The sequence below is a fragment of the Klebsiella sp. CTHL.F3a genome (assembly GCF_019890895.1).
Classification (GTDB): domain Bacteria; phylum Pseudomonadota; class Gammaproteobacteria; order Enterobacterales; family Enterobacteriaceae; genus Klebsiella; species Klebsiella grimontii.
This window is the reverse complement of sequence record NZ_CP082360.1, coordinates 3,744,103-3,762,278: the sequence shown is the minus strand read 5'-3', so window position 1 is coordinate 3,762,278 and position 18,176 is coordinate 3,744,103. Positions and strand designations below refer to the sequence as shown.

The 18,176-nt window shown below is 50.4% G+C and carries 16 protein-coding genes and 1 pseudogene; 9 read left to right on the top strand and 8 right to left on the bottom strand.

Features of this window, described 5'->3' with window-relative positions:
* Positions 1 to 54 precede the first annotated feature (54 nt).
* A complete protein-coding gene (locus K7H21_RS17750; RefSeq protein ID WP_004131099.1) occupies positions 55 to 651 on the top strand; it encodes a TetR/AcrR family transcriptional regulator C-terminal domain-containing protein in 597 nt (198 codons plus the stop codon).
* A gap of 98 nt (positions 652 to 749) precedes the next feature.
* Positions 750 to 1,112, top strand: a complete 363-nt coding sequence (locus K7H21_RS17745) for a RamA family antibiotic efflux transcriptional regulator (protein WP_004131101.1) — start codon at positions 750 to 752, stop codon at positions 1,110 to 1,112.
* Positions 1,113 to 1,296: 184 nt separating this feature from the next.
* On the opposite strand, the gene melA is transcribed toward K7H21_RS17745, so the two are convergent.
* On the bottom strand, positions 1,297 to 2,604 hold the full coding sequence (melA, locus tag K7H21_RS17740; RefSeq protein WP_004131102.1) for an alpha-glucosidase/alpha-galactosidase: 1,308 nt from the start codon (positions 2,602 to 2,604) through the stop codon (positions 1,297 to 1,299).
* A 199-nt stretch (positions 2,605 to 2,803) separates the two neighbouring features.
* Between melA and K7H21_RS17735 the strand changes: the two genes are divergently transcribed.
* Both K7H21_RS17735 and K7H21_RS17730 read left to right on the top strand, forming a co-directional pair.
* Complete coding sequence (locus K7H21_RS17735) at positions 2,804 to 3,643, top strand: AraC family transcriptional regulator (RefSeq protein WP_004131103.1); 840 nt, start codon at positions 2,804 to 2,806, stop codon at positions 3,641 to 3,643.
* 186 nt (positions 3,644 to 3,829) lie between these two features.
* The gene (locus K7H21_RS17730; protein ID WP_004131104.1) at positions 3,830 to 4,444 is read left to right on the top strand and encodes a TetR/AcrR family transcriptional regulator; all 615 of its coding nucleotides are present in this window, start codon (positions 3,830 to 3,832) and stop codon (positions 4,442 to 4,444) included.
* A 151-nt stretch (positions 4,445 to 4,595) separates the two neighbouring features.
* Here the strand turns inward: K7H21_RS17730 and K7H21_RS17725 are convergent, their stop codons facing one another.
* The 4 genes from K7H21_RS17725 to K7H21_RS17710 form a co-directional block, all read right to left on the bottom strand.
* Positions 4,596 to 5,756 carry an aromatic amino acid transport family protein gene (locus K7H21_RS17725; RefSeq protein WP_162626024.1) on the bottom strand — a complete coding sequence of 387 codons (1,161 nt, stop codon included), beginning with the start codon at positions 5,754 to 5,756 and terminating at the stop codon, positions 4,596 to 4,598.
* A gap of 89 nt (positions 5,757 to 5,845) precedes the next feature.
* Positions 5,846 to 7,075 carry an 8-amino-7-oxononanoate synthase family protein gene (locus K7H21_RS17720; protein WP_004131106.1) on the bottom strand — a complete coding sequence of 410 codons (1,230 nt, stop codon included), beginning with the start codon at positions 7,073 to 7,075 and terminating at the stop codon, positions 5,846 to 5,848.
* Positions 7,048 to 8,187, bottom strand: coding sequence for an MFS transporter (locus K7H21_RS17715; protein ID WP_223035261.1), 1,140 nt, complete (start codon positions 8,185 to 8,187; stop codon positions 7,048 to 7,050). Before K7H21_RS17715 ends, K7H21_RS17720 begins: the two co-directional genes overlap by 28 nt.
* A 46-nt stretch (positions 8,188 to 8,233) precedes the next feature.
* On the bottom strand, positions 8,234 to 9,133 hold the full coding sequence (locus K7H21_RS17710) for a DMT family transporter (RefSeq protein WP_223035260.1): 900 nt from the start codon (positions 9,131 to 9,133) through the stop codon (positions 8,234 to 8,236).
* 212 nt (positions 9,134 to 9,345) lie between these two features.
* Here K7H21_RS17710 and K7H21_RS17705 point away from each other — a divergent pair, with 212 nt between their 5' ends.
* A complete protein-coding gene (locus K7H21_RS17705) occupies positions 9,346 to 10,437 on the top strand; it encodes an iron-containing redox enzyme family protein (RefSeq protein ID WP_142445485.1) in 1,092 nt (363 codons plus the stop codon).
* Here K7H21_RS17705 and K7H21_RS17700 read toward each other — a convergent pair.
* The 3 genes and pseudogenes from K7H21_RS17700 to K7H21_RS17690 all read right to left on the bottom strand — a co-directional run bounded on the left by K7H21_RS17700 (position 10,417) and on the right by K7H21_RS17690 (position 13,508).
* Positions 10,417 to 10,995 carry a TetR/AcrR family transcriptional regulator gene (locus K7H21_RS17700; protein WP_139529381.1) on the bottom strand — a complete coding sequence of 193 codons (579 nt, stop codon included), beginning with the start codon at positions 10,993 to 10,995 and terminating at the stop codon, positions 10,417 to 10,419. The two genes, K7H21_RS17705 and K7H21_RS17700, sit on opposite strands and share 21 nt — an antisense overlap.
* Before the next feature lie 431 nt (positions 10,996 to 11,426).
* A pseudogene (locus tag K7H21_RS17695) lies at positions 11,427 to 12,139 on the bottom strand (aminotransferase class IV); the annotation flags it as partial.
* Between the two features lie 442 nt (positions 12,140 to 12,581).
* Positions 12,582 to 13,508, bottom strand: coding sequence for a LysR family transcriptional regulator (locus K7H21_RS17690; protein ID WP_004131117.1), 927 nt, complete (start codon positions 13,506 to 13,508; stop codon positions 12,582 to 12,584).
* Between the two features lie 158 nt (positions 13,509 to 13,666).
* On the opposite strand from K7H21_RS17690, the gene K7H21_RS17685 reads away from it, so the two are divergent.
* The 4 genes from K7H21_RS17685 to citC all read left to right on the top strand — a co-directional run bounded on the left by K7H21_RS17685 (position 13,667) and on the right by citC (position 18,168).
* Positions 13,667 to 14,755, top strand: coding sequence for a 4-oxalomesaconate tautomerase (locus K7H21_RS17685; protein WP_004131120.1), 1,089 nt, complete (start codon positions 13,667 to 13,669; stop codon positions 14,753 to 14,755).
* A 94-nt stretch (positions 14,756 to 14,849) separates the two neighbouring features.
* A complete protein-coding gene (locus K7H21_RS17680) occupies positions 14,850 to 16,088 on the top strand; it encodes an MFS transporter (RefSeq protein ID WP_004131122.1) in 1,239 nt (412 codons plus the stop codon).
* Positions 16,089 to 16,167: 79 nt separating this feature from the next.
* Positions 16,168 to 17,031, top strand: coding sequence for a fumarylacetoacetate hydrolase family protein (locus K7H21_RS17675; protein ID WP_223035259.1), 864 nt, complete (start codon positions 16,168 to 16,170; stop codon positions 17,029 to 17,031).
* A gap of 63 nt (positions 17,032 to 17,094) precedes the next feature.
* Positions 17,095 to 18,168, top strand: a complete 1,074-nt coding sequence (citC, locus tag K7H21_RS17670; protein ID WP_049112758.1) for a [citrate (pro-3S)-lyase] ligase — start codon at positions 17,095 to 17,097, stop codon at positions 18,166 to 18,168.
* The last annotated feature ends 8 nt before the right edge of the window (positions 18,169 to 18,176 follow it).

The window sequence follows — 18,176 nt, the reverse complement described above, 5'->3', positions numbered from 1 at the left end:
GTCTCTTCACAGGCCGCTGGCACGGGTAAATGGATTAACAACAGGATCAATATCATGGCGAAAATTCAACGAGATCAGGTGATTGAGGCAGCATTAGCTCTCTTGGATGAAGTCGGTCTGGAAGCGTTGACGACCCGTAAACTGGCACAAAAACTGGGCGTGGAATCCGCGACGTTGTACTGGCATTTCAAAAACAAGGCCAATTTGCTGGAAGAAATGGCTTCAGCTGTTTTAGCCAAACACCATGCGCTAGCGGTGCCCGAAGAAACTTCGGAATGGACAAGTTGGCTGGCGGATAACGCACGTAGTTTCCGCCGCGCTCTGCTCGCCCATCGGGACGGCGCTCTGTTACATGCAGGCACATCGCCGACCCGGGTGGGAGGAGAAACCTTTTATCCAAAGCTGGTTTATCTTGTCCGAGCCGGTTTCAGTGAGGCTGAAGCCGCAATGATATTACTTGCGATTAGCGAATATACTTTGGGGTGCGTATTAGAGGAACAGTCGCGAACGTACGGTAATGATAATAAAAAGTTATCAAAAATACCGGCAGAAATTTCCCATATCGAATCGTTGGTCAAGCCACATCCGGATACCGCTTTTGAGTATGGTCTGTCTTTGATAATTAAAGGATTATCAATGCCATCAGCTTAATATTGTGCTTATTACAACACGATTAGCATCAGGCTTTAGCAAAAATTACCACAGAACCACCTTGATAATACCGGGAGAATGCATAAGGAGGAGACCCCATGTTTATTTCTGAATCCGTGATCGCCGTTATCATTGATTGGATCGACGATAACTTACATAAACCACTGCGTATAGAACAGATAGCTCACTACTCAGGCTATTCAAAATGGTATCTGCAGCGTTTGTTCCTGCAATATAAAGGAGAGAGCCTGGGACGCTACATTCGTAATAAAAAGCTGGATTCAGCTGCCCGAGATTTACGCGAGACCGATGAGAATATTTACAGTATTGGTTTGCGCTACGGCTATGACTCGCAGCAAACCTTCACCCGATTATTTACCCGGCATTTCCATTTGCCGCCCGGTGAATATCGCAAGAAAAACAAAACAACCTATTACGTCCCGGGCAAAGCTGAATTTTAATCTCCTTTCCGATAGCCCTGGCCAAGCCGCCGCAGATAACTCGATGCGAAGAGATTTATCAATAAATAGAAAAGCAGACAGCGCCGAAAATACAAAACCTCCTGTTCTTTGGGTAACCATGAGGAACGGCGCGGAAAAAGCCGCGCCTTGTGAGTTATCAGGAGGTATCTGGTCAGCAGGGCGATTAATGGTAGGTGGGAAGCCAGTCGCCATGCGCGTCAATCAATTCATCGCACAGCTTGCGGGTGTCATCGATCGACAGTTCGGCGGAAGTATGCGGGTCGAGCAGAGCGGCATGGTAGATAGCTTCGCGCTTGCGCGTAACCGCCGCCTCGACGGTCAACAGTTGGGTATTGATGTTGGTACGGTTCAGCGCCGCCAGTTGCTCAGGCAAGTTGCCGACGTAGCATGGCGTGACGCCCTGGCCATCCACCAGACAAGGGACTTCGACACAGGCCTCGGAAGGTAAGTTAGTGATCAAACCGGTGTTGAGCACGTTACCGCCAATTTTATAGGGCCGATCGGTTTCCATCGCTTCGATGATATAAGACGCGTATTCATGGGTACGGCTATGGGTCAGGCTGGTGTCATGGGTCAGCGCCACTTTCTGCTGCTGCCATTGTTCAATCTGCTCAATACACCGGCGCGGATATTCATCCAGCGGAATATTGAATCGTTCAATCAGTTCCGGGTAGTTGCGTTTGATCCAGTAAGGCATGTATTCGGCGTTGTGCTCTGACGATTCGGTGACGTAATAGCCGAAAGTTTTCATGATTTCATGGCGCACCATATCATCATGCTTGCCCTGCAGGGCGCTGGCCCGGCGCTTAATTTCCGGGTACAGATCCTCGCCGTGGCGGCGAATGTCCAGCAGCCAGGCCATGTGGTTGATACCCGCGATATGAAATTGCACGTCGTCGGTTGGCATATCCACGCTTTTCAACAGCGTTTCAGCGCAGACCTGAACGCTGTGGCAAAGTCCGACCGTTTTCACCTCCGTATGACGCAGCATAGCGCCGGTTATCGTGGCCATAGGATTGGTGTAGTTCAGTAACCAGGCGTTCGGGCAGACGGCTTCGATATCCCGCGCGAAATCAAACATTACGGGTATGGTGCGCAGTGCGCGGAAGATACCGCCAATTCCCAGGGTATCGGCAATCGTCTGCCGGAGACCATATTTTCTCGCGATAGTGAAGTCGGTAATGGTGCAAGGGTCGTAGCCGCCGACCTGGATGGCATTCACCACGTAATGGGCGTTTTTCAATGCCGCGCGGCGATTCTCAACGCCAAGGTAAGCGGCGATCTTCGCTCTGCCCGCATTGGTATTGCTGTTGATATTGTTCAACATGGCGAGTGATTCATTGAGACGCGCGCCGTCGATGTCGTACAGTGCAATCTCCACCTCCTTCAGCGTCGGGGTCGCCATAATGTCCCCGAGTACGTTTCTGGCGAAAATGGTGCTGCCCGCGCCCATAAATGTCACTTTAATCATGGTATTTCTCCGTTCCTGCTGTTTTCGTCAGGCAGACTGTACGCTGTGGCGTGACCCGGAAATATGGCTAAATGTGATATTGCTATGGCGAAAAATGATGTCGCAAAGAAAGTGTGAGCCAGCTCTGAATCTGACTGAACCGGGGGACTTTACTGGCGGTATCTCTGATAATGTGAGGGGAAAAAATCGCGAGTTACTGATGCACAAGACTTTTACTCTCAATCATACCGACAATATCGAATTGAACTTGTACCAGTACGGCGAGGAGAGTTGTCATAAGGGGCACCGTTATGGCCCCGCTGTCCGTCAGCATTATCTATTTCATTATGTGATAAGTGGAACCGGCACCTTTTACAGTGAATCCGGCGCTTTTCCTGTCGTCGCGGGGGAGGGGTTTCTGATCCACCCCCATGATGTGACCACCTACTGCGCGGATAAAAAAGATCCCTGGCATTATATGTGGCTTGAGGTCGATGGGCTGATCGCCGCCAGAATTTTCGCGGAGTGCCATCTGAGCCGGCAATCGCCAATTTACCGACCCAATCTGAATAATGACAACCTCAGCGCCCTCGGCTACCTGCGGCACATTATCGAACATGGCGATGAACACCGGCTGAAGGTGCAGGGGCTGTGCTATCTCTTCTTTTCGACCTTAATCAGCAATACGCATGATCACCGGGCTCCTCTCCGTGATGACAAGACCAGACACCTGCAAAAGGCGATCAAAAAAATTGAAAATCGCTACCACGAACCTCTGACCGTTGAGAGCCTGGCCGCATACTGCAATATCAACCGTAGCTACCTTTGCCGGTTGTTCAAAAGCGCCTACGGTATAGGTCCCAAGGAGTATTTGCTCAATTTTCGTATGAGCATCGCCGTCAGCCTTCTCAAAAACAGCAATACGGCGATTAAAGTTGTGGGTATTTCCGTAGGCTATGAAAATCAGCTGCATTTTTCTAAGGCTTTTAAGAAAATGCACGGCGTATCTCCGGCTAAATGGCGGCAAAAATACCTTTCTGAACAGCAGCCGGCGACGTGACGTTTACCGCTTATTTACCTCTGTGGTGTGGTTGAAATAAAGTTTTATCGGGGGGAGCCGATGCTTTTGTTGGCGGACGATTTTGTCTGATACAATTTTATATGACCTTGCATCAAGCGAAATTGTGGCTGAATGATAAAATGGTCACTATTTGTCAATCAAAGACCACCGCGTTAAGCTAACAGAATGACTAAAAAAATGAACGTACCATCAGCACGTGGCCCGCTCGATCACAGCGTCCGGGAGCAAATCGTCAACGCCGCATTTGAGCATTTCGGGCATTACGGCTACGAAAAAACCACCGTAGCGGAATTGGCTAAATCTATCGGTTTTTCAAAGGCCTACATCTATAAGTTTTTCGATTCCAAACAGGCTATCGGCGAAGTGATCTGCGCTAACCGCCTGGAGACGATCATGACGGCGGTACTTGCAGCGGTGGCGGATGCGCCATCAGCCAGCGAAAAATTACGCCGCCTGTTTCGCGCGCTCACCGAAGCGGGAAGCGAACTGTTTTTCCACGATCGTAAGCTCTATGACATTGCCGCCGTCGCCTCCCGGGAGAAGTGGCCATCAACGGAAAGGTATGCGGAACGCCTGTTAAAGCTGATTGAAAGCATTGTTGTCGAAGGCAGGCAGGCCGGCGAGTTCGAGAGGAAAACCCCTCTTGACGAGGCAACCTATGCGATATACATGGTGATGTGCCCCTTCATTAACCCTGTTCAGCTGCAGTTTAACCTTGAAGCGGCGCCGACGGCAGCGGTCATTCTCTCCTCGTTGATTCTAAGAAGCCTGGCCCCCTGAATGATAACCGCTCTTTTTTTTGGTCACTGGTCTGAGTATGCGGGAGCTGATTAAGCGTTTCCCATGCTCAGGCTTTTTGCCGCTTGTCGTCTGTGCCGGGATTTGATGGCCCAGCTGAAGCATTTTTTACTGACCTTGCGATGCATATCTACTAAAGAAAAGCGTAAATCATCAGTAGCCAGAGTAGGGCGCCGACGATAATCATCATTTTCAGAAGGACATTGCTGGCCGGGAAAATATATACCGGCGGCAGGGCGGAGCGCCTGGCCTTAATGAGTAAATAAGGCGGCAATAATATACTCCATAGCACCAGTGAAATGCCGGCAAAGGCGAGAGCAGATAAAAATCCTTGTGGGGCGAAAATACAGGCCAGAGCAGGAGGGAAATAGGTCAGAAATATTGCCAGCGGGCGCGATCCCCGGCGGCTGATTTTATTCAGTATATCCTCAAGATAATCACTCAAGCCGATTGAGGCCGACATCAGTGAGGCTAAAACGGCAATACACCCAAAGGAGACCAGCGTCAGGCGGGTCGCCGAGGTGGTCTGGTGGATATTAAGGGCGGTAATGAAGGCCCCGATGTTCCCGCCCTGGTCGCTGACATGCTGGATCGCCTGAGGCGTGAGCGCGCCCATGGTCAGCGTCAGCCAGAAAGCGTAGACGATCAGTGAAACCGCAAAGCCGTAATAGAGAGAGCGGGTAACCGCGCGATGATTATCCAGTCTGTACATTCTGCTCAGGGAGGGCACGCTGCCATGAAAGCCAAAAGCGATAATACAGACCGGCACGATCGGCAGGTAATACCCGAGCGGCGTGCTGGCGGAGATGTCGAACAATCTGAGCGGCTTTACGCCACCCGCGGCACCGGCGAACAGCAGAAAAAACAGGGTGAACTTGGCGGCGATAAGGCCGGAGAGGATATAGCCGGGTAATCTGCCGCCTGCCCACAGGATCGCCGAGGTCGTCAGCGACAGCAGTATTATCGGCAGCCAGCTGCGGCCCCTGGCATCGGGCGGTAAGAGATCGCGCAATATTGACGCGGCGCCTGAGATGTACGCGTAGGTCAGTAGGTAGAGCACAAAGCAGAAGGCTACCCCGATGATAACGCTGGCGGCGGGGCCGAGCAGCGCGCTGGTGAAAGTATGAAAGCTGGCGCCGGGAGGAAATCGCATCGTGATGTCAACGAGGATTAGCCCCGTCATCAGCATCAATATGCCCGTTGCCGAGAGGATCAGCAGGCCTTTTAAAAACCATACGTGGACGAACGCGATCGGCAACGCGAACATGCCGCCGCCGATAATGGTCGCCACCATGAGAGACGTTCCGCGCAGAGGGAACCCTGTTCCTTTCATATGAATGAGTGTCCGTAAGCGGCCTGACGAAGCAGGCCGGCAGCAGCTATTTATTTCGTGGCTTCAGCCAGTGATTCTCTGAAGTTTCGATAGAAGTCGTCGATTTGCCCGCTCTCGTGGAGAGCTGATAAAGCGCAGCGCAAAATGGCGTGCCCTTCTTCAACGGTCGGATACATCGCCACGGTCGTCGCGAAGCCGCGATCGTGCAGCTTTTTGCACATCGTGATGGCGAGATCTTCGTTACCAATCAGGATCCCCCGAATCGGCATCGTGGTACCCCGGTTTACGATTTCGGTCTTGCCGAAAACTTCGTCAAAATAGCGAATGACATTCTGTAACTTCTCCTGGCGGGCAGCGACGGTGCCGTCCAGGTGGAGATCGGCGGCGGCTACGCAGGCGGCAATCCCTGGCAATGACGGCGGTCCGCCAAAGGCGTAGGTTGTGCCATAGGTCTTAATAAAATTGATGGTCTCTGCGGCGTGACAGGCGATAAATCCGCCGTGCGAGCCAAAAGCTTTAGACAGCGATCCGGCGATAATAATACGCTCGTCAAGCCGATGGCCTAGGCATGCCATCACATATCCCGAACCGTAGTCGCCGTAGATAGAGGTGCCATGCGCATCGTCTATATATGCGTAGCCGTCATACTGATGCGCCAGGCGGACAATCTGCGCGACCGGGGCGACTCCGCCCATGGAGCCTACGCTGTCTGATACCGATATCGGCGTCAGTCCCTGGCTGGCGGCATAGCGAAAGGCCTCTTCGATCCGCGGCGTATCCTGGAAATCAATTCTGACGACGTCCCCGAACTGCTGTAAAAGACCACGGTTGATTTGCAGCGTCGCGTGGGCGGTCTTCTCCATAATAAAATAGGGTTTTTTACTGAACGTAAAATGCGGCAGCGTCCCGGACGCCAGCAGCGGTAATACCGCGATATGGCAGGGCGTCACCGCGTTGAACGTCAGGGTATGAGCCCCATGCATGATTTGATTCAGTCGCGCTTCCAGCTGCGGGAACAGATCGACTTTTACCCGCGTTCTGGCGACGGAAACCTGCACGCCAAAACGCTCAATCGCGTCGATAACCGCTTTTTTCAGCGCCGGATGAGTCTCCAGCCCAAGATAGGAGCATGAGACAAACTCCACCATTTTTCTGCCATCGTCGAGGGTAATGACCTTGCCATCCCTTTTGGCTACCACCAGTTCATTAATATGTTCAGAGAACACCCTGGTTTGATATTTTAGCGATCTATCTATTTTCCTTTTTTGCCAGTTTTCCATTGCGTTACCTTCATTGTCGTGACTACCAGAAGAGATAAAATTGCCAGCGTTAACGTGCTCGTGCCGAGGGTTCTGTCAAACCCCAGGCCGGTGTCCGTGAGTTTTACAGCGAAATAGCTGATGGCGCCGGCGCAGACTGTTTGAATAAAACCGGTGACCGATGCCGCAATACCGGTTTTAGTACCTTTGATTTGCAGTGCGATAAAGTTGGCGGTCGGGTAATAGGCGCCAAGGCTGAAATTAAAAATCATCGATCCAGCGATGCATAATATGAGTGAGTGGCTACCGATAATAAATGGGGTGACCGCCAGCGCATTGATGATAAACAAAATCCAGGGGTTATTTATGCGCTCAAATTTTGAGAACTGATTGCCAATAATAAAAAACAACACGGAAGCGGAAAACAGCAGCGAGTAGTGCATTGTGCTCAGCCCAAGCTGCTGCATAAAAATGGCCGGCGACAGCGAGATATAGCAAAACAGCGAACTCAGGATCAGCGAAACCAGCAGCGTTCCCTGGATAAATGCCGGCGTGATAAACCCGGAAGAAGAGGGCGCCGCAGCGCTATCGCGATGCCCAAGGCGGCGCGGAGACAGCAGGAGGGTAACGACGCTAAACAGGGCCATAACGAGGAATATATGGTTCCAGCTCAGATGGCCGAGGATTGCGGCGCCGGCCAGCGGCGCAATAAGCGGAACCACCGCGCTGGCGGAAGAAATATCGGAAAGGGCGCGCTTGAGCGTCAGGGGAGAAAACGTCTCTTTGGCGATGGCTTTAGACAGAACCGGTCCTGCCCCGGCGCCCACGGCCTGTAATGCTCTGCCGGCCAACAGCATTGATAAACTATCGGCCATAAAACAGAGGAGGCTCCCCGCCAGGAAAAGCAAAAAGCTGGCCGTCAGCACGCGTAATTTACCCAGCTTTTCGCCGATAAACCCTGATAATAATTGGCTACAGGCGTATATCACCAGAAAACCACTAATGGTTAACTGAATAGATGAATAATCGCTGTGGAACGCTTTTTGTAACAGGGGTAGCGCCGGCACGATCATATCTGTCGCCAGCGCGGAAACCGATGTGGCGAGAATAAGGTATAAGTATATCCTGAGCATGTTAAACTCTTCGGTTAATATTGATTAAAACGTGGCGTTATTATTTTTAATGCGGTGCTGCTTTTTTAGCGAGTGAACAAATAGCGATCCCGGTCAAAATTAGCAGCGTGCTCAGTAAGTGATAGAGGTGCGGCTGGGTGTGTAAAAACAGAATGCTTAATATGCCGCCAGATAGCGGAATAATATGGGTATAAATTTCCCCGCGAGTGGCGCCAATGGCCGCGATGCCTTTATTCCAGAATAAGTAGGCCAGCCATGAGGGGAAAATAACCAGGTACGCCAGTCCGGTCAGGAAAGCGATATCGTGGTACGAAGCGAATGAGGTCGCGGGATGCCGCCACAGCCAGAAAATCACCACCGGAAGCAGAATAAGGGCACCGAGAAGCGAACTGACGGCGACGAAAGCGTTGGCGGGGATACGACGATCTTTGTTACGTAACAGAGAGCAATATACCGCCCAGCTCAGCGCGGACCCCATTGCCCACAGATCGCCCTGGCTAAAGCCTTTTAGCCCCTCAGCGTTGGTCAGATTGCCGTGCAGAAGCAGCAGCAGGACGCCTGCGGTGCTAAAAAGTACCCCCCACCAGTTACGCGCCGACACCCGGTCGCGGAAAATCAACCGATTAATAATAAGCACCATGCAGGGGGTCGCAGACATGTAAATCGCTGCGTTCAGCGCCGAAGTCGACTGCAGGCCAATATAGAGAGTTAAGGGAAAACTTACCTGCCCGCACAGCGTTAAAATCAGCAGCGTTGGCGCATTTTGGCGGAACAGCAGGCGACTGTCGCGGATTTGCCGCTGATAGAGCAATACCAGCAGTATCGCGGTCAACGCCCATCTCGCTTCGGTCATCAGGATCGGGTCCGCGCCCTGAACGAGAATATGCCCTACGACATAATTCCCTCCCCAAAACAGGGCCGCCAGCGTGAGTAACAGGTAAGGCATGCTGATTCCTTGCATCGCTTCGAACTGTACTAAATGGTAACTTTATTTTTTTTAATATATCAATTAAATTTTATTATTATTTTGGTTTTTGCTATTATTTGTTTAAAAAACAAATAATTAAAAATTTGTTACGCATGTGCAAAAAATCTGATTGCAGCATATATATCTGTACGATAACGTATCTATACCATGCATTATACAGGGATAAATCGATGCGTAAGACAGAAAATGGTTTCACCGGGAATGAACAGCATTCCGCAATGGCCAGGCTCTCTCTGGATGACATGATTGACCAGCTTCTCCACAGCAACGCGCTTTCACTAAAACTTACGGCCAATCCGCTACTGGCCGACAGAGTCTGGTACCTGACCGAAAACACCTGCATCAAAGCTTTTACCGCCAACGATCCGCAGGCTAAAAAGCGTGCCCACGGCGCGCTGTTTAAACTGTACCAGGCATGGCTGGCGGAGCCGCTATCGGCAGCGGCAAAAAACCAGTTCCATCCCTTGCTCTGCGGGATTAGAAGCTACATCGAGTCAGAATGGCTACGGGTGGAAAAAAAACGGTTCGCATTCCCGATACCCGCGCTTAACGCCGGCAATATCGTTGAGGAACTTCGTGACCTCTGTCAGAAACACCCGGCCTCGCACCATCCTCTGTTTGATTTTCTCGCTTCTTCTGCTTCCGTTACGCAAATAGACTATTTCTTCAAAAGCGATAGCGCGCTGAATCTGCTGTTTTTCGATCTGGTGGCAATGGGGCTGGTCGGTTCTCTGCCTGAAACGCGCGCAGAGATTGCCCAGAATCTCTGGGATGAAATAGGCCAGGGCAGCCAGGAGATCACGCACGTTAATCTGTATAAGGATTTACTGAAGAGAAGGGATATTGCGTTGCCTGAAAACCATTTTGCCCATCTGTACGACTGGCAGGGGCTCGCTGGCTACAACGCGTTTATGTTGGGCGGCGTTAACCGTCAGCATTACTACAAATCGCTTGGCGTCATGGCGATGACGGAACTGTTGGATCCGCCGCAGTACCAGAAGCTGGTGACAGGATGCCGCCGTATCGGGCTATCGGATCGCGACGTCCATTATTACTCAGAGCATATCGAGGTTGATATCGGCCATGCGGATGGATGGCTGAATAACGTTATCGTACCGATTGGCAATAAAAATCCGGCTGCGCTGGAAGAGGTCTACTCTGGCGCAGCGCTGCGTCTTCAGACTTGCTGCGATTATTACGATTGTCTGCTGGAGGCGTTACGCACGCTCGCTGACCGCGAATCAGAGGGTACCGCCCTCTGAATAGATAAGCGCTTTCGCCGCGCTCCAGGCCGTTATTCCGGGAGGGATCTCCCGGCACTCCGATGACTCGGCCTGTTGGGCGGCAATCGCGCCATCAATCAGCATAAGCATCATCATCGCCACCCGTTCCGCAGGCTCTGGTTTTAATAGCCCGATGAGGATGTCGCGGAAAAACTGGTAGAGGCGCGATTTAAACTGTGAACATATCGTTCGGATAGCGGGAGACGAGGCCCCGTATTCAAACAGGGCGCGGGTGAACATGCAGCCGTGAAAATCCGCACAGGTGAACCAGTTATTGTAGTATTCAAAGACGGCAAATAGCTTCTCACGCCCCGTGGGCTTATCCGCGGTAATGTCCTGCAGCGCCTGCATAAACTCACACTCTTTCTGCTGTAAAATATCAAGAATGAGCGCTTCTTTATCCGGATAGTAGCGGTAGAACGTCATTTTGGAGATGCCCGCGTTCTCCGAAATTCGGTCAATACTCGGCGACTGATACCCCTCTTTGTTAAACAGGGACATAGAATGGCGGATAATTTCCGCTTGTTTTGGCTTCATACTGTTTCCCGTTGAAGGTAGTAATACAGAGGGCTTTGGTAGATAGCAGTCAGCAGTTGATATGTCGGGCGGGCATCGCAACGATGCAGACGCAATGTTATCCCGGTACCGATATCCATGCCCCAGCGGTGGGCGGCATGAGTGAACGCGTTAACCCATCAAAAACGTACGTCGATTCTTACATCCGGCCTCGAAAAAAGCAAAAATCCTCAGGCCATCTCAGTTGCGCATGAAACAGAAATACGCAGGCGTCGCCATTTCATGCCCTTATGCCCTTCACCTTGCGCTCGGGACGGATAAAGAGAGGCCGGGTAGAAGTTAGCATCCCCCCCGAACAGGGGGTGATGTTTTTGTGACACAAGTCATAAAATAACGCTCGGTTATTGTGATGTTACTTGCAGTCAATGGATTTGAATTTAAATCGACCCGCGCTATCTCTGCGGGTTTTTTTTCGTCCGGCGATTGTCGGTGGGCGGCGACTCCACCTGCTGTAAATAATCCTGATACCAGCCGCTGATGCATTGGGTCACGGGATTTTCGTTGAGGTCGAAGCGCCTGCCGTCGAGCCTGCTCACCGGGGTAATACCTGCCAGCGTTCAGGTGACAAAGCTTCGTCAGCAGTGAATGCTTAGACAAGGCTAAAGGATCTTTCCTGCACGCCGATGCCCTGCCGGCGCGCCAGCGACAAGATCGTGCGGTGGGTAATATCGTTAAAGCAGTACAGGCCGTGTGAGGTCCACAGTTTGCCCCGGCATACGAGAAAAAATTGGTGGAATGGCAGCTGGCGACGAAACCATGAGGGTCCATCATCAGCGCTTCATCTGCACCGGCAATAGCGTCTGAATCTAGTGCAGGCGGCTGTGGGAATTAAGACGCAAATCGAAGAAATCCGGCGCGCTGGTACGATAGGTCGAGGTGAACAAGGCATGGCCTCGCCGTTTGGCCTGTTCATCAACAACCTTATATTCCGCTACGCAGACGATAGTAGCGCCACCGAGGATAAAGCGCGGGTCCTGATTTGGCGTGAGCTTTTTGCCGCGGGTGACCATGAGTCGCAGAGGGCGCCGTCCGTCATACCGTTGATCTTCAGCGTGTTGTACATCATATCGGTTAGCTCATCACGACTTTGGCCGAGCCCCACTTTTCCATCTGCGTGTGGGCAATGCGTATCTATGAATTTTTCCTGGCATATTTTTACCCTGATGAGAAAGTCATTTCTGAAAACAATGTATTACGCGAACACGATGACGGAGTTTGTTATCAGTGCATTATTGTTCTTCTGGTTTAACTCATGCCCGAACGTTATTTACTGATACCTAAGCTGTTTAGCTTAATCATGGCGTGTTGCACAGATTATTGATAACTCAATACGCTATCGTTCTAAGGTGGTTTATTCCTGTCGCCGAATTTAAAAACACCGAACGGGTGGGAGTCATAGCTTGCGGGGTCGTTAAAAGTATCACTTCTGACCGGCAGGCTCATCAAAGAGCGGCAATATTTGCCCGACGAGCGTCCCGGCCTGAAAATGATATCGCCATGCCCCTTACGCAGCGTCTGGCGATAGAGTGCAGAAGATGAAAACGGCTTTAGCGGGTAAATTTCCCTATCCACGGGCTGCTTGTATCCTGTGACCAGAGTTGTAATAGCATCTCCCTGAACTTTTCCGCTGCAGGGCTAAGCGCCGTTTCTCTGCGCAGCACGAGACCGAGCGTGCGGCGAATAACCGGCTCAACGAGTGGACGGCTGACAAGAATGTGATGCTCATCGGTCGGCATGGCCAGACTGGGAACCACTGCCACGCCAAGCCCTGCTTCTACCATACCCAGCGATGTCGACAGATGCCTGACCTCATAGAACCAGTTGGGCTTCCAGTCCATATTCTCCAGCGCTTGATCGATCAGAGAGCGGTTACCGCTTGAGCGTCTAACGCCAATAAGCCTGAAGTTGGCCAGGTCTTCCCACAAGATCAGCGACTTCTGCGCCAGTTCGTGATCCCGTCGGCAGGCTAATACGAAAGGCTCATTGACCAGCGGCGAGAAATCAATATTGGGATGTGTGATGTTTATCATGTTTATGCCGAAATCTGCGTCACCGTTTAAGACAGCTTCAAGACAATCGCTGGCGCTGTGCTCGAGGATTCGGATACGGATATTGGGATAGTGGTTGTTATAGTCCCTGATGACGGAGGGGAGGAAATAGAACGCTGCGGTGGGGAGACAGGACAGGGTGACGACACCGCTTTGATGAGTGGCCATTTCTTTAATACTCAGGATTGAGCTTTCATAAAAATCTATTAAATTCTTTGCCTTAGGTAAAAACTCTCTGCCTACTGCCGTGAGTTTGATGTTTCTGGTTGTCCGTTCAAATAGCGTAGCTCCAAGCTGCTCTTCAAGTTTTTTGATCCGCCGCGTTAACGCCGGTTGGGATGTGTGAAGAAAATGTGATGCTCTTGTGAAGCATCCAATTTCTGCAATTTTAACAAACGCTTGTATACCTTGAAGATCGTGCAGCATAAGATTTCACTCCAGACTTTGTCGCGATGCAAACACACTAACCTAACCGCTATTTATACGCAAAACGTATTAATGGTTGGTTTTATTGGCATTAGCATTATGTATTCGTCTGTGGAATCCTGACATTGCTCTTATCAATGCGTGAAACGAGAAACATAATGTTAAAGATTCCTTGTGTACTGATGCGTGGCGGTACTTCGAAAGGCCCGGTGCTTCTGGCCAGTGATTTACCGACAAAAATTGAAGAACGCGATGCTGTGCTGCTGGGCTTAATGGGCGCGGGTCACGAACTTGAAATTGATGGTATTGGCGGCGGCAGCCCCCAAACCAGTAAAGTCGCGATTGTTAGCCCCTCGGACAGTCCGGATGCTGATGTTGACTATTTATTTGTCCAGGTGATGGTCAACGAGCGTCGCGTCGATACCACGCCCAACTGCGGTAACATGCTCTGTGCCGTAGGACCCTTTGCGATTGAAAAAGGCCTTGTTAAGGCGCAAAGTCCGGTGACGACAGTGCGAATTCGCAACCTGAATACCGGTACGCTGGTAGATGCGGAAGTACAAACGCCGAATTTTTATGTCAACTATGAAGGCGATACGCACATTGATGGCGTTCCGGGCTGCGCCGCGCCGATTGGCCTGACTTTCCTTAACTCCGCTGGATGCAAGACGGGAAAGCTGCTGCCAACCGGTAACGTCGTCGATGTGATTGATGATGTGGAAGTCACCTGCATCGATATGGCGATGCCGATGGTGCTGATTAGGGCAGAGCGGATGGGAAAAAGAGGAGACGAATCACCGGCCGACCTTGATGCTGACAGCGCCTTTATGACTAAGCTGGAAACGATTCGGCGTAAGGCGGGTGCGAAAATGGGGCTGGGCGATGTTGCCGATAAAGTGATCCCAAAACCGGTTCTGCTGAGTGAACCCGGCGCAGGCGGGACTATCAGAGTTCGTTATTTTATGCCTCATACCTGCCATAAATCTCTGGCTATCACGGGGTCTATCGGCATAGCAACGGCCACGATAATTGAAGGGTCGGTAGCCCATCACATTGTGGCCGATCAGCCCAGGACGCCGTATACCAATATAATTAATATTGAACATCCAAGCGGGAAAATTTCCGTATCTTTACTTAAAGAGGGAAATGACATTGAGAAAACACGTGCCGCAGTGATTAGAACCTCCCGTAAATTATTTGAAGGCACGGTTTGCGTCCCGGAATATGTTTTAGCGGAGGAGTTATAAATATTTTATATCATTAATGCGATGAAGTACTGATGTCCTCTAGCGTGTAGTTGCTACATAACTCTGTACCTAAAAAAATAATGTCGAGGATTTTATGGCTATAACCCATACGAAAGATAACCAGCTTAATTCTGCTCCCGTCAAGGTCAGTAATTATATTCGGATCATCCTGGCCCTGGCGCTATCCGGCCTTGCAGAATTAGCCTCACTTTTTTTTATTCAACCTCTGTTACCGGTTCTGGCCGTCGAATATGATGTGCCGGTTAGTCAGGTGAGTATCATTCTTTCTGCAGAAACGGCGCTTCTGGCGATAGGATTATTATTCACCGGGACGCTGTCCGATCATTACGGCAGAAAAAAATTAATTATCGTTTCGCTGCTACTTGGCGGACTGCTGACGATGCTCTGTCCTCTTGTCGAATCATGGGCGATGCTGGTGGCTCTGCGTGCGGTCATTGGTCTGGCGCTCAGCGGTATCGCTGCTGCCGCAACCGCCTATATCAGCGAGGAGGTCGCGCCGGTGGTGGCTGGGGTGGTCACTGGATACTTCGTCTTTGGTAACTCGATGGGAGGGATGTCCGGGCGTATTGTGGCCAGCCAGCTGATCGACCATATCTCAATAAACACCATTTTCTATGGTTTTGCGATCAGCCTGATTTTGGTTGCTTTGCTGGTTAACTTTTTGCTCCCGACGTCTCGGAACTTTAAGCCAACGCAAAACCTTAACGTTCTTCGTGTAGTGAAAGGCGCTGCATCTCACTTTAAAAATAAAAAACTGGCGTTAGCTTTTGTGATTAGCTTTATCATTTTTGGGGTATTTACCTCTCTCTATAACTACCTGGCTTTCTTCCTGAAAGGCGAACCGTTTCATATTTCTCCGGCGAATGCGGGCCTGCTCTCCTTTAGCTTTGCCTTGAGCTTTTTCACCGCCCCTCAGGCGGGACGCCTTTCCGCAAAATACGGCAGTATGAGAGTCCTGCGCGCGCTGTTTGTAATGATGGCGCTGGGAATGTTGCTGACTTTAACCTCTAACGTCGTCACCTTTATTATCGGCGCGGTTGTTTTTACCGGCTGTTTCTTTGGTTGTCACTCCATTGGCTTAAGTTGGGTAAGTAAAAATGCAACGCATGCACGAGGCCAGGCCGTCGCGCTGTATCTGTTCTTCTACTACATGGGCGGCTCAGTGATTGGTTTCGTGAACGGTTTTGTTTTCCACTCTATGGGCTGGCAGGGGATGACGGGATTCATTATTGCACTACTGGCCGTGGGTGCGGTGGTTGCAACGTATTTGTCTTCCAGCGAAACAAAAGCCATGGTTCCGGTTGAGTCTTAAATTCTTTGTAGCGAAGTAAATTACTCACGTCATATCCAATGGCGTGAGCAAAGAAATTCAATGTTAGTAAGGTGTCATCATGAAATTAGCAAGCTATGTTCATCATGGTCGTAAGAGTTATGGAATTTTGACGGAGACAGGCATTATTGACCTGGGTGGCAAAATTGGTCATCAATATAGTACGCTGAAGGACTTGTTGCAGTGGGGCGCCATTGAGATTGCCGGGCAGTATGTTAATTATCCGGTCGATATTATGATGGCTGATATTACTTTTTTACCCGTTATTGAAAGCCCTGGGAAAATTATCTGCGTCGGTATGAATTATGCGGAAAAAAGAAAAGAGTTTTCTGAAACCAACGATGCACCGACCCTTTTCGTTCGTTTCCCTGACTCGCAAACCGGGCATGCAACGCCGATATTAAAACCCGCGCTATCTAATGAATTTGATTATGAAGGCGAACTGGCCGTTATTATTGGCAAACCGGGTATGAATATCGAGACCGACGCTGCCCTGAGCCATGTTGCCGGCTATAGCTGCTATATGGATGGATCGGTACGCGACTGGCAGCATGCCTGGTTTACCGCCGGGAAAAACTGGCGGCAGACCGGCGCATTTGGGCCCTGCCTGACAACCGTTGATGAAATACCCGATCCCCACCGCTTGTCTATTCAAACCTATTTGAATGGCATCTTGGTTCAGAATGATTCGACGAGCAATATGATCCATAAAGTCGCCGATTTGATTAGCTATATCAGTACATTTACTGCTCTCAGCCCCGGCGATGTCATTATTACCGGCTCCCCAGGCGGCGTAGGTAAAAAAAGAACCCCCCCTCTCTTTATGCATCAAGGCGATCGGGTCGAGGTGGTTATTGAAAATATTGGTCATCTCATGAATACGATTATCGAATCAAAACCGCAGCACGAAATGCAGATGTCGTAGTCTCCGCAGGCTCGGGCAAGATTATTTTTTGACGCCCATTAAGGTATGGGCAGGAGAAACAAGATGTACACCGACCAAACGCTAGAATTCGAGAAAGTGGAAACTAGCAACGGTACCTTCAGAGAAGAAATCATTCTCTTTCTGAAGAACAATGGATTAGGTATCGACGGCGACATTGAGCAATTTGTTGTCGCACGCTGTCAGCGGCAGCTGGTTGCCTGCGCCGGGCTTGCGGGGAATACGTTAAAATGCATTGCGGTTGCCAGAGAATGGCGTGGCACAGCGTTAGGCCTGAAAATCATTCATGAAGCGGAGTTGCAGGCTATTCAGAACGGCGAACATCAGCTTTTTCTTCTGACGTGTCCGGATAATGTGCGGTCATTCCAGGGATGCGGATTTTATCCTTTGGTCACACTCGATAACAGAGCGACGCTGATGGAAAATTCGCCGGTTGGCATCCATCGCTACTGCCGTCAACTGCGGGGCCAGCATTTGGTGACCGCCGTAAATATCGGCGGGATTGTGATGAATGCAAATCCCTTTACGTTAGGGCACCAGTATCTGATTGAGCAGGCGGCGAAAGCGTGCGACTGGCTACATGTCTTTGTCGTTGAGGAAGATCTGTCCACGTTTTCTTTTCGGCAACGGTTTGCCATGGTTCAGGAGGGTTCACGGCACCTGCCTAATATTACTGTTCACCCTGGCTCAAAATACATTATTTCTCGAGGAACATTTCCCGGTTACTTTCTCAAAGAAAAACAAATCATTAATGAGGTGTATGCCGCAATAGATTTGCTTATGTTCCGCCGTTACATTGCTCCGGCTTTAAATATTAATCAGCGCTTTGTTGGCACTGAACCCTTTTGCAAGGTGACCGCGCAATATAATGATGCAATGCATCACTGGCTGGAGGATGAGATGACAATACCTGCCGCCAGTATCAAGGTGAATGAGATTCAGAGGATGACCGATATTAATAATCTTCCCATCTCCGCCTCTGCGGTCAGGAAATTGTTAAATCACGAAGATATGCACACCGTTAAAAGTATGGTGCCAGCGACTACCATGCCTTATTTATATAAATGGTTATCAGCGAATCAATCAAAGCAGCCCGATTTGGATATGGTCGATGCTTAATAAATAAT

Bases quoted from the DNA above. Each gene is read 5' to 3' on its own strand.
- K7H21_RS17720 (WP_004131106.1), bottom strand. From the start codon at position 7,075: ATGGAAAACTGGCAAAAAAGGAAAATAGATAGATCGCTAAAATATCAA.
- citC (WP_049112758.1), top strand. From the start codon at position 17,095: ATGTACACCGACCAAACGCTAGAATTCGAGAAAGTGGAAACTAGCAAC.
- K7H21_RS17725 (WP_162626024.1), bottom strand. From the start codon at position 5,756: ATGGTGGCGACCATTATCGGCGGCGGCATGTTCGCGTTGCCGATCGCG.
- K7H21_RS17685 (WP_004131120.1), top strand. From the start codon at position 13,667: ATGTTAAAGATTCCTTGTGTACTGATGCGTGGCGGTACTTCGAAAGGC.
- melA (WP_004131102.1), bottom strand. From the start codon at position 2,604: ATGATTAAAGTGACATTTATGGGCGCGGGCAGCACCATTTTCGCCAGA.
- K7H21_RS17680 (WP_004131122.1), top strand. From the start codon at position 14,850: ATGGCTATAACCCATACGAAAGATAACCAGCTTAATTCTGCTCCCGTC.
- K7H21_RS17690 (WP_004131117.1), bottom strand. From the start codon at position 13,508: ATGCTGCACGATCTTCAAGGTATACAAGCGTTTGTTAAAATTGCAGAA.
- K7H21_RS17750 (WP_004131099.1), top strand. From the start codon at position 55: ATGGCGAAAATTCAACGAGATCAGGTGATTGAGGCAGCATTAGCTCTC.
- K7H21_RS17730 (WP_004131104.1), top strand. From the start codon at position 3,830: ATGACTAAAAAAATGAACGTACCATCAGCACGTGGCCCGCTCGATCAC.
- K7H21_RS17675 (WP_223035259.1), top strand. From the start codon at position 16,168: ATGAAATTAGCAAGCTATGTTCATCATGGTCGTAAGAGTTATGGAATT.
- K7H21_RS17745 (WP_004131101.1), top strand. From the start codon at position 750: ATGTTTATTTCTGAATCCGTGATCGCCGTTATCATTGATTGGATCGAC.
- K7H21_RS17705 (WP_142445485.1), top strand. From the start codon at position 9,346: ATGCGTAAGACAGAAAATGGTTTCACCGGGAATGAACAGCATTCCGCA.
- K7H21_RS17710 (WP_223035260.1), bottom strand. From the start codon at position 9,133: ATGCCTTACCTGTTACTCACGCTGGCGGCCCTGTTTTGGGGAGGGAAT.
- K7H21_RS17735 (WP_004131103.1), top strand. From the start codon at position 2,804: ATGCACAAGACTTTTACTCTCAATCATACCGACAATATCGAATTGAAC.
- K7H21_RS17715 (WP_223035261.1), bottom strand. From the start codon at position 8,187: ATGCTCAGGATATACTTATACCTTATTCTCGCCACATCGGTTTCCGCG.
- K7H21_RS17700 (WP_139529381.1), bottom strand. From the start codon at position 10,995: ATGAAGCCAAAACAAGCGGAAATTATCCGCCATTCTATGTCCCTGTTT.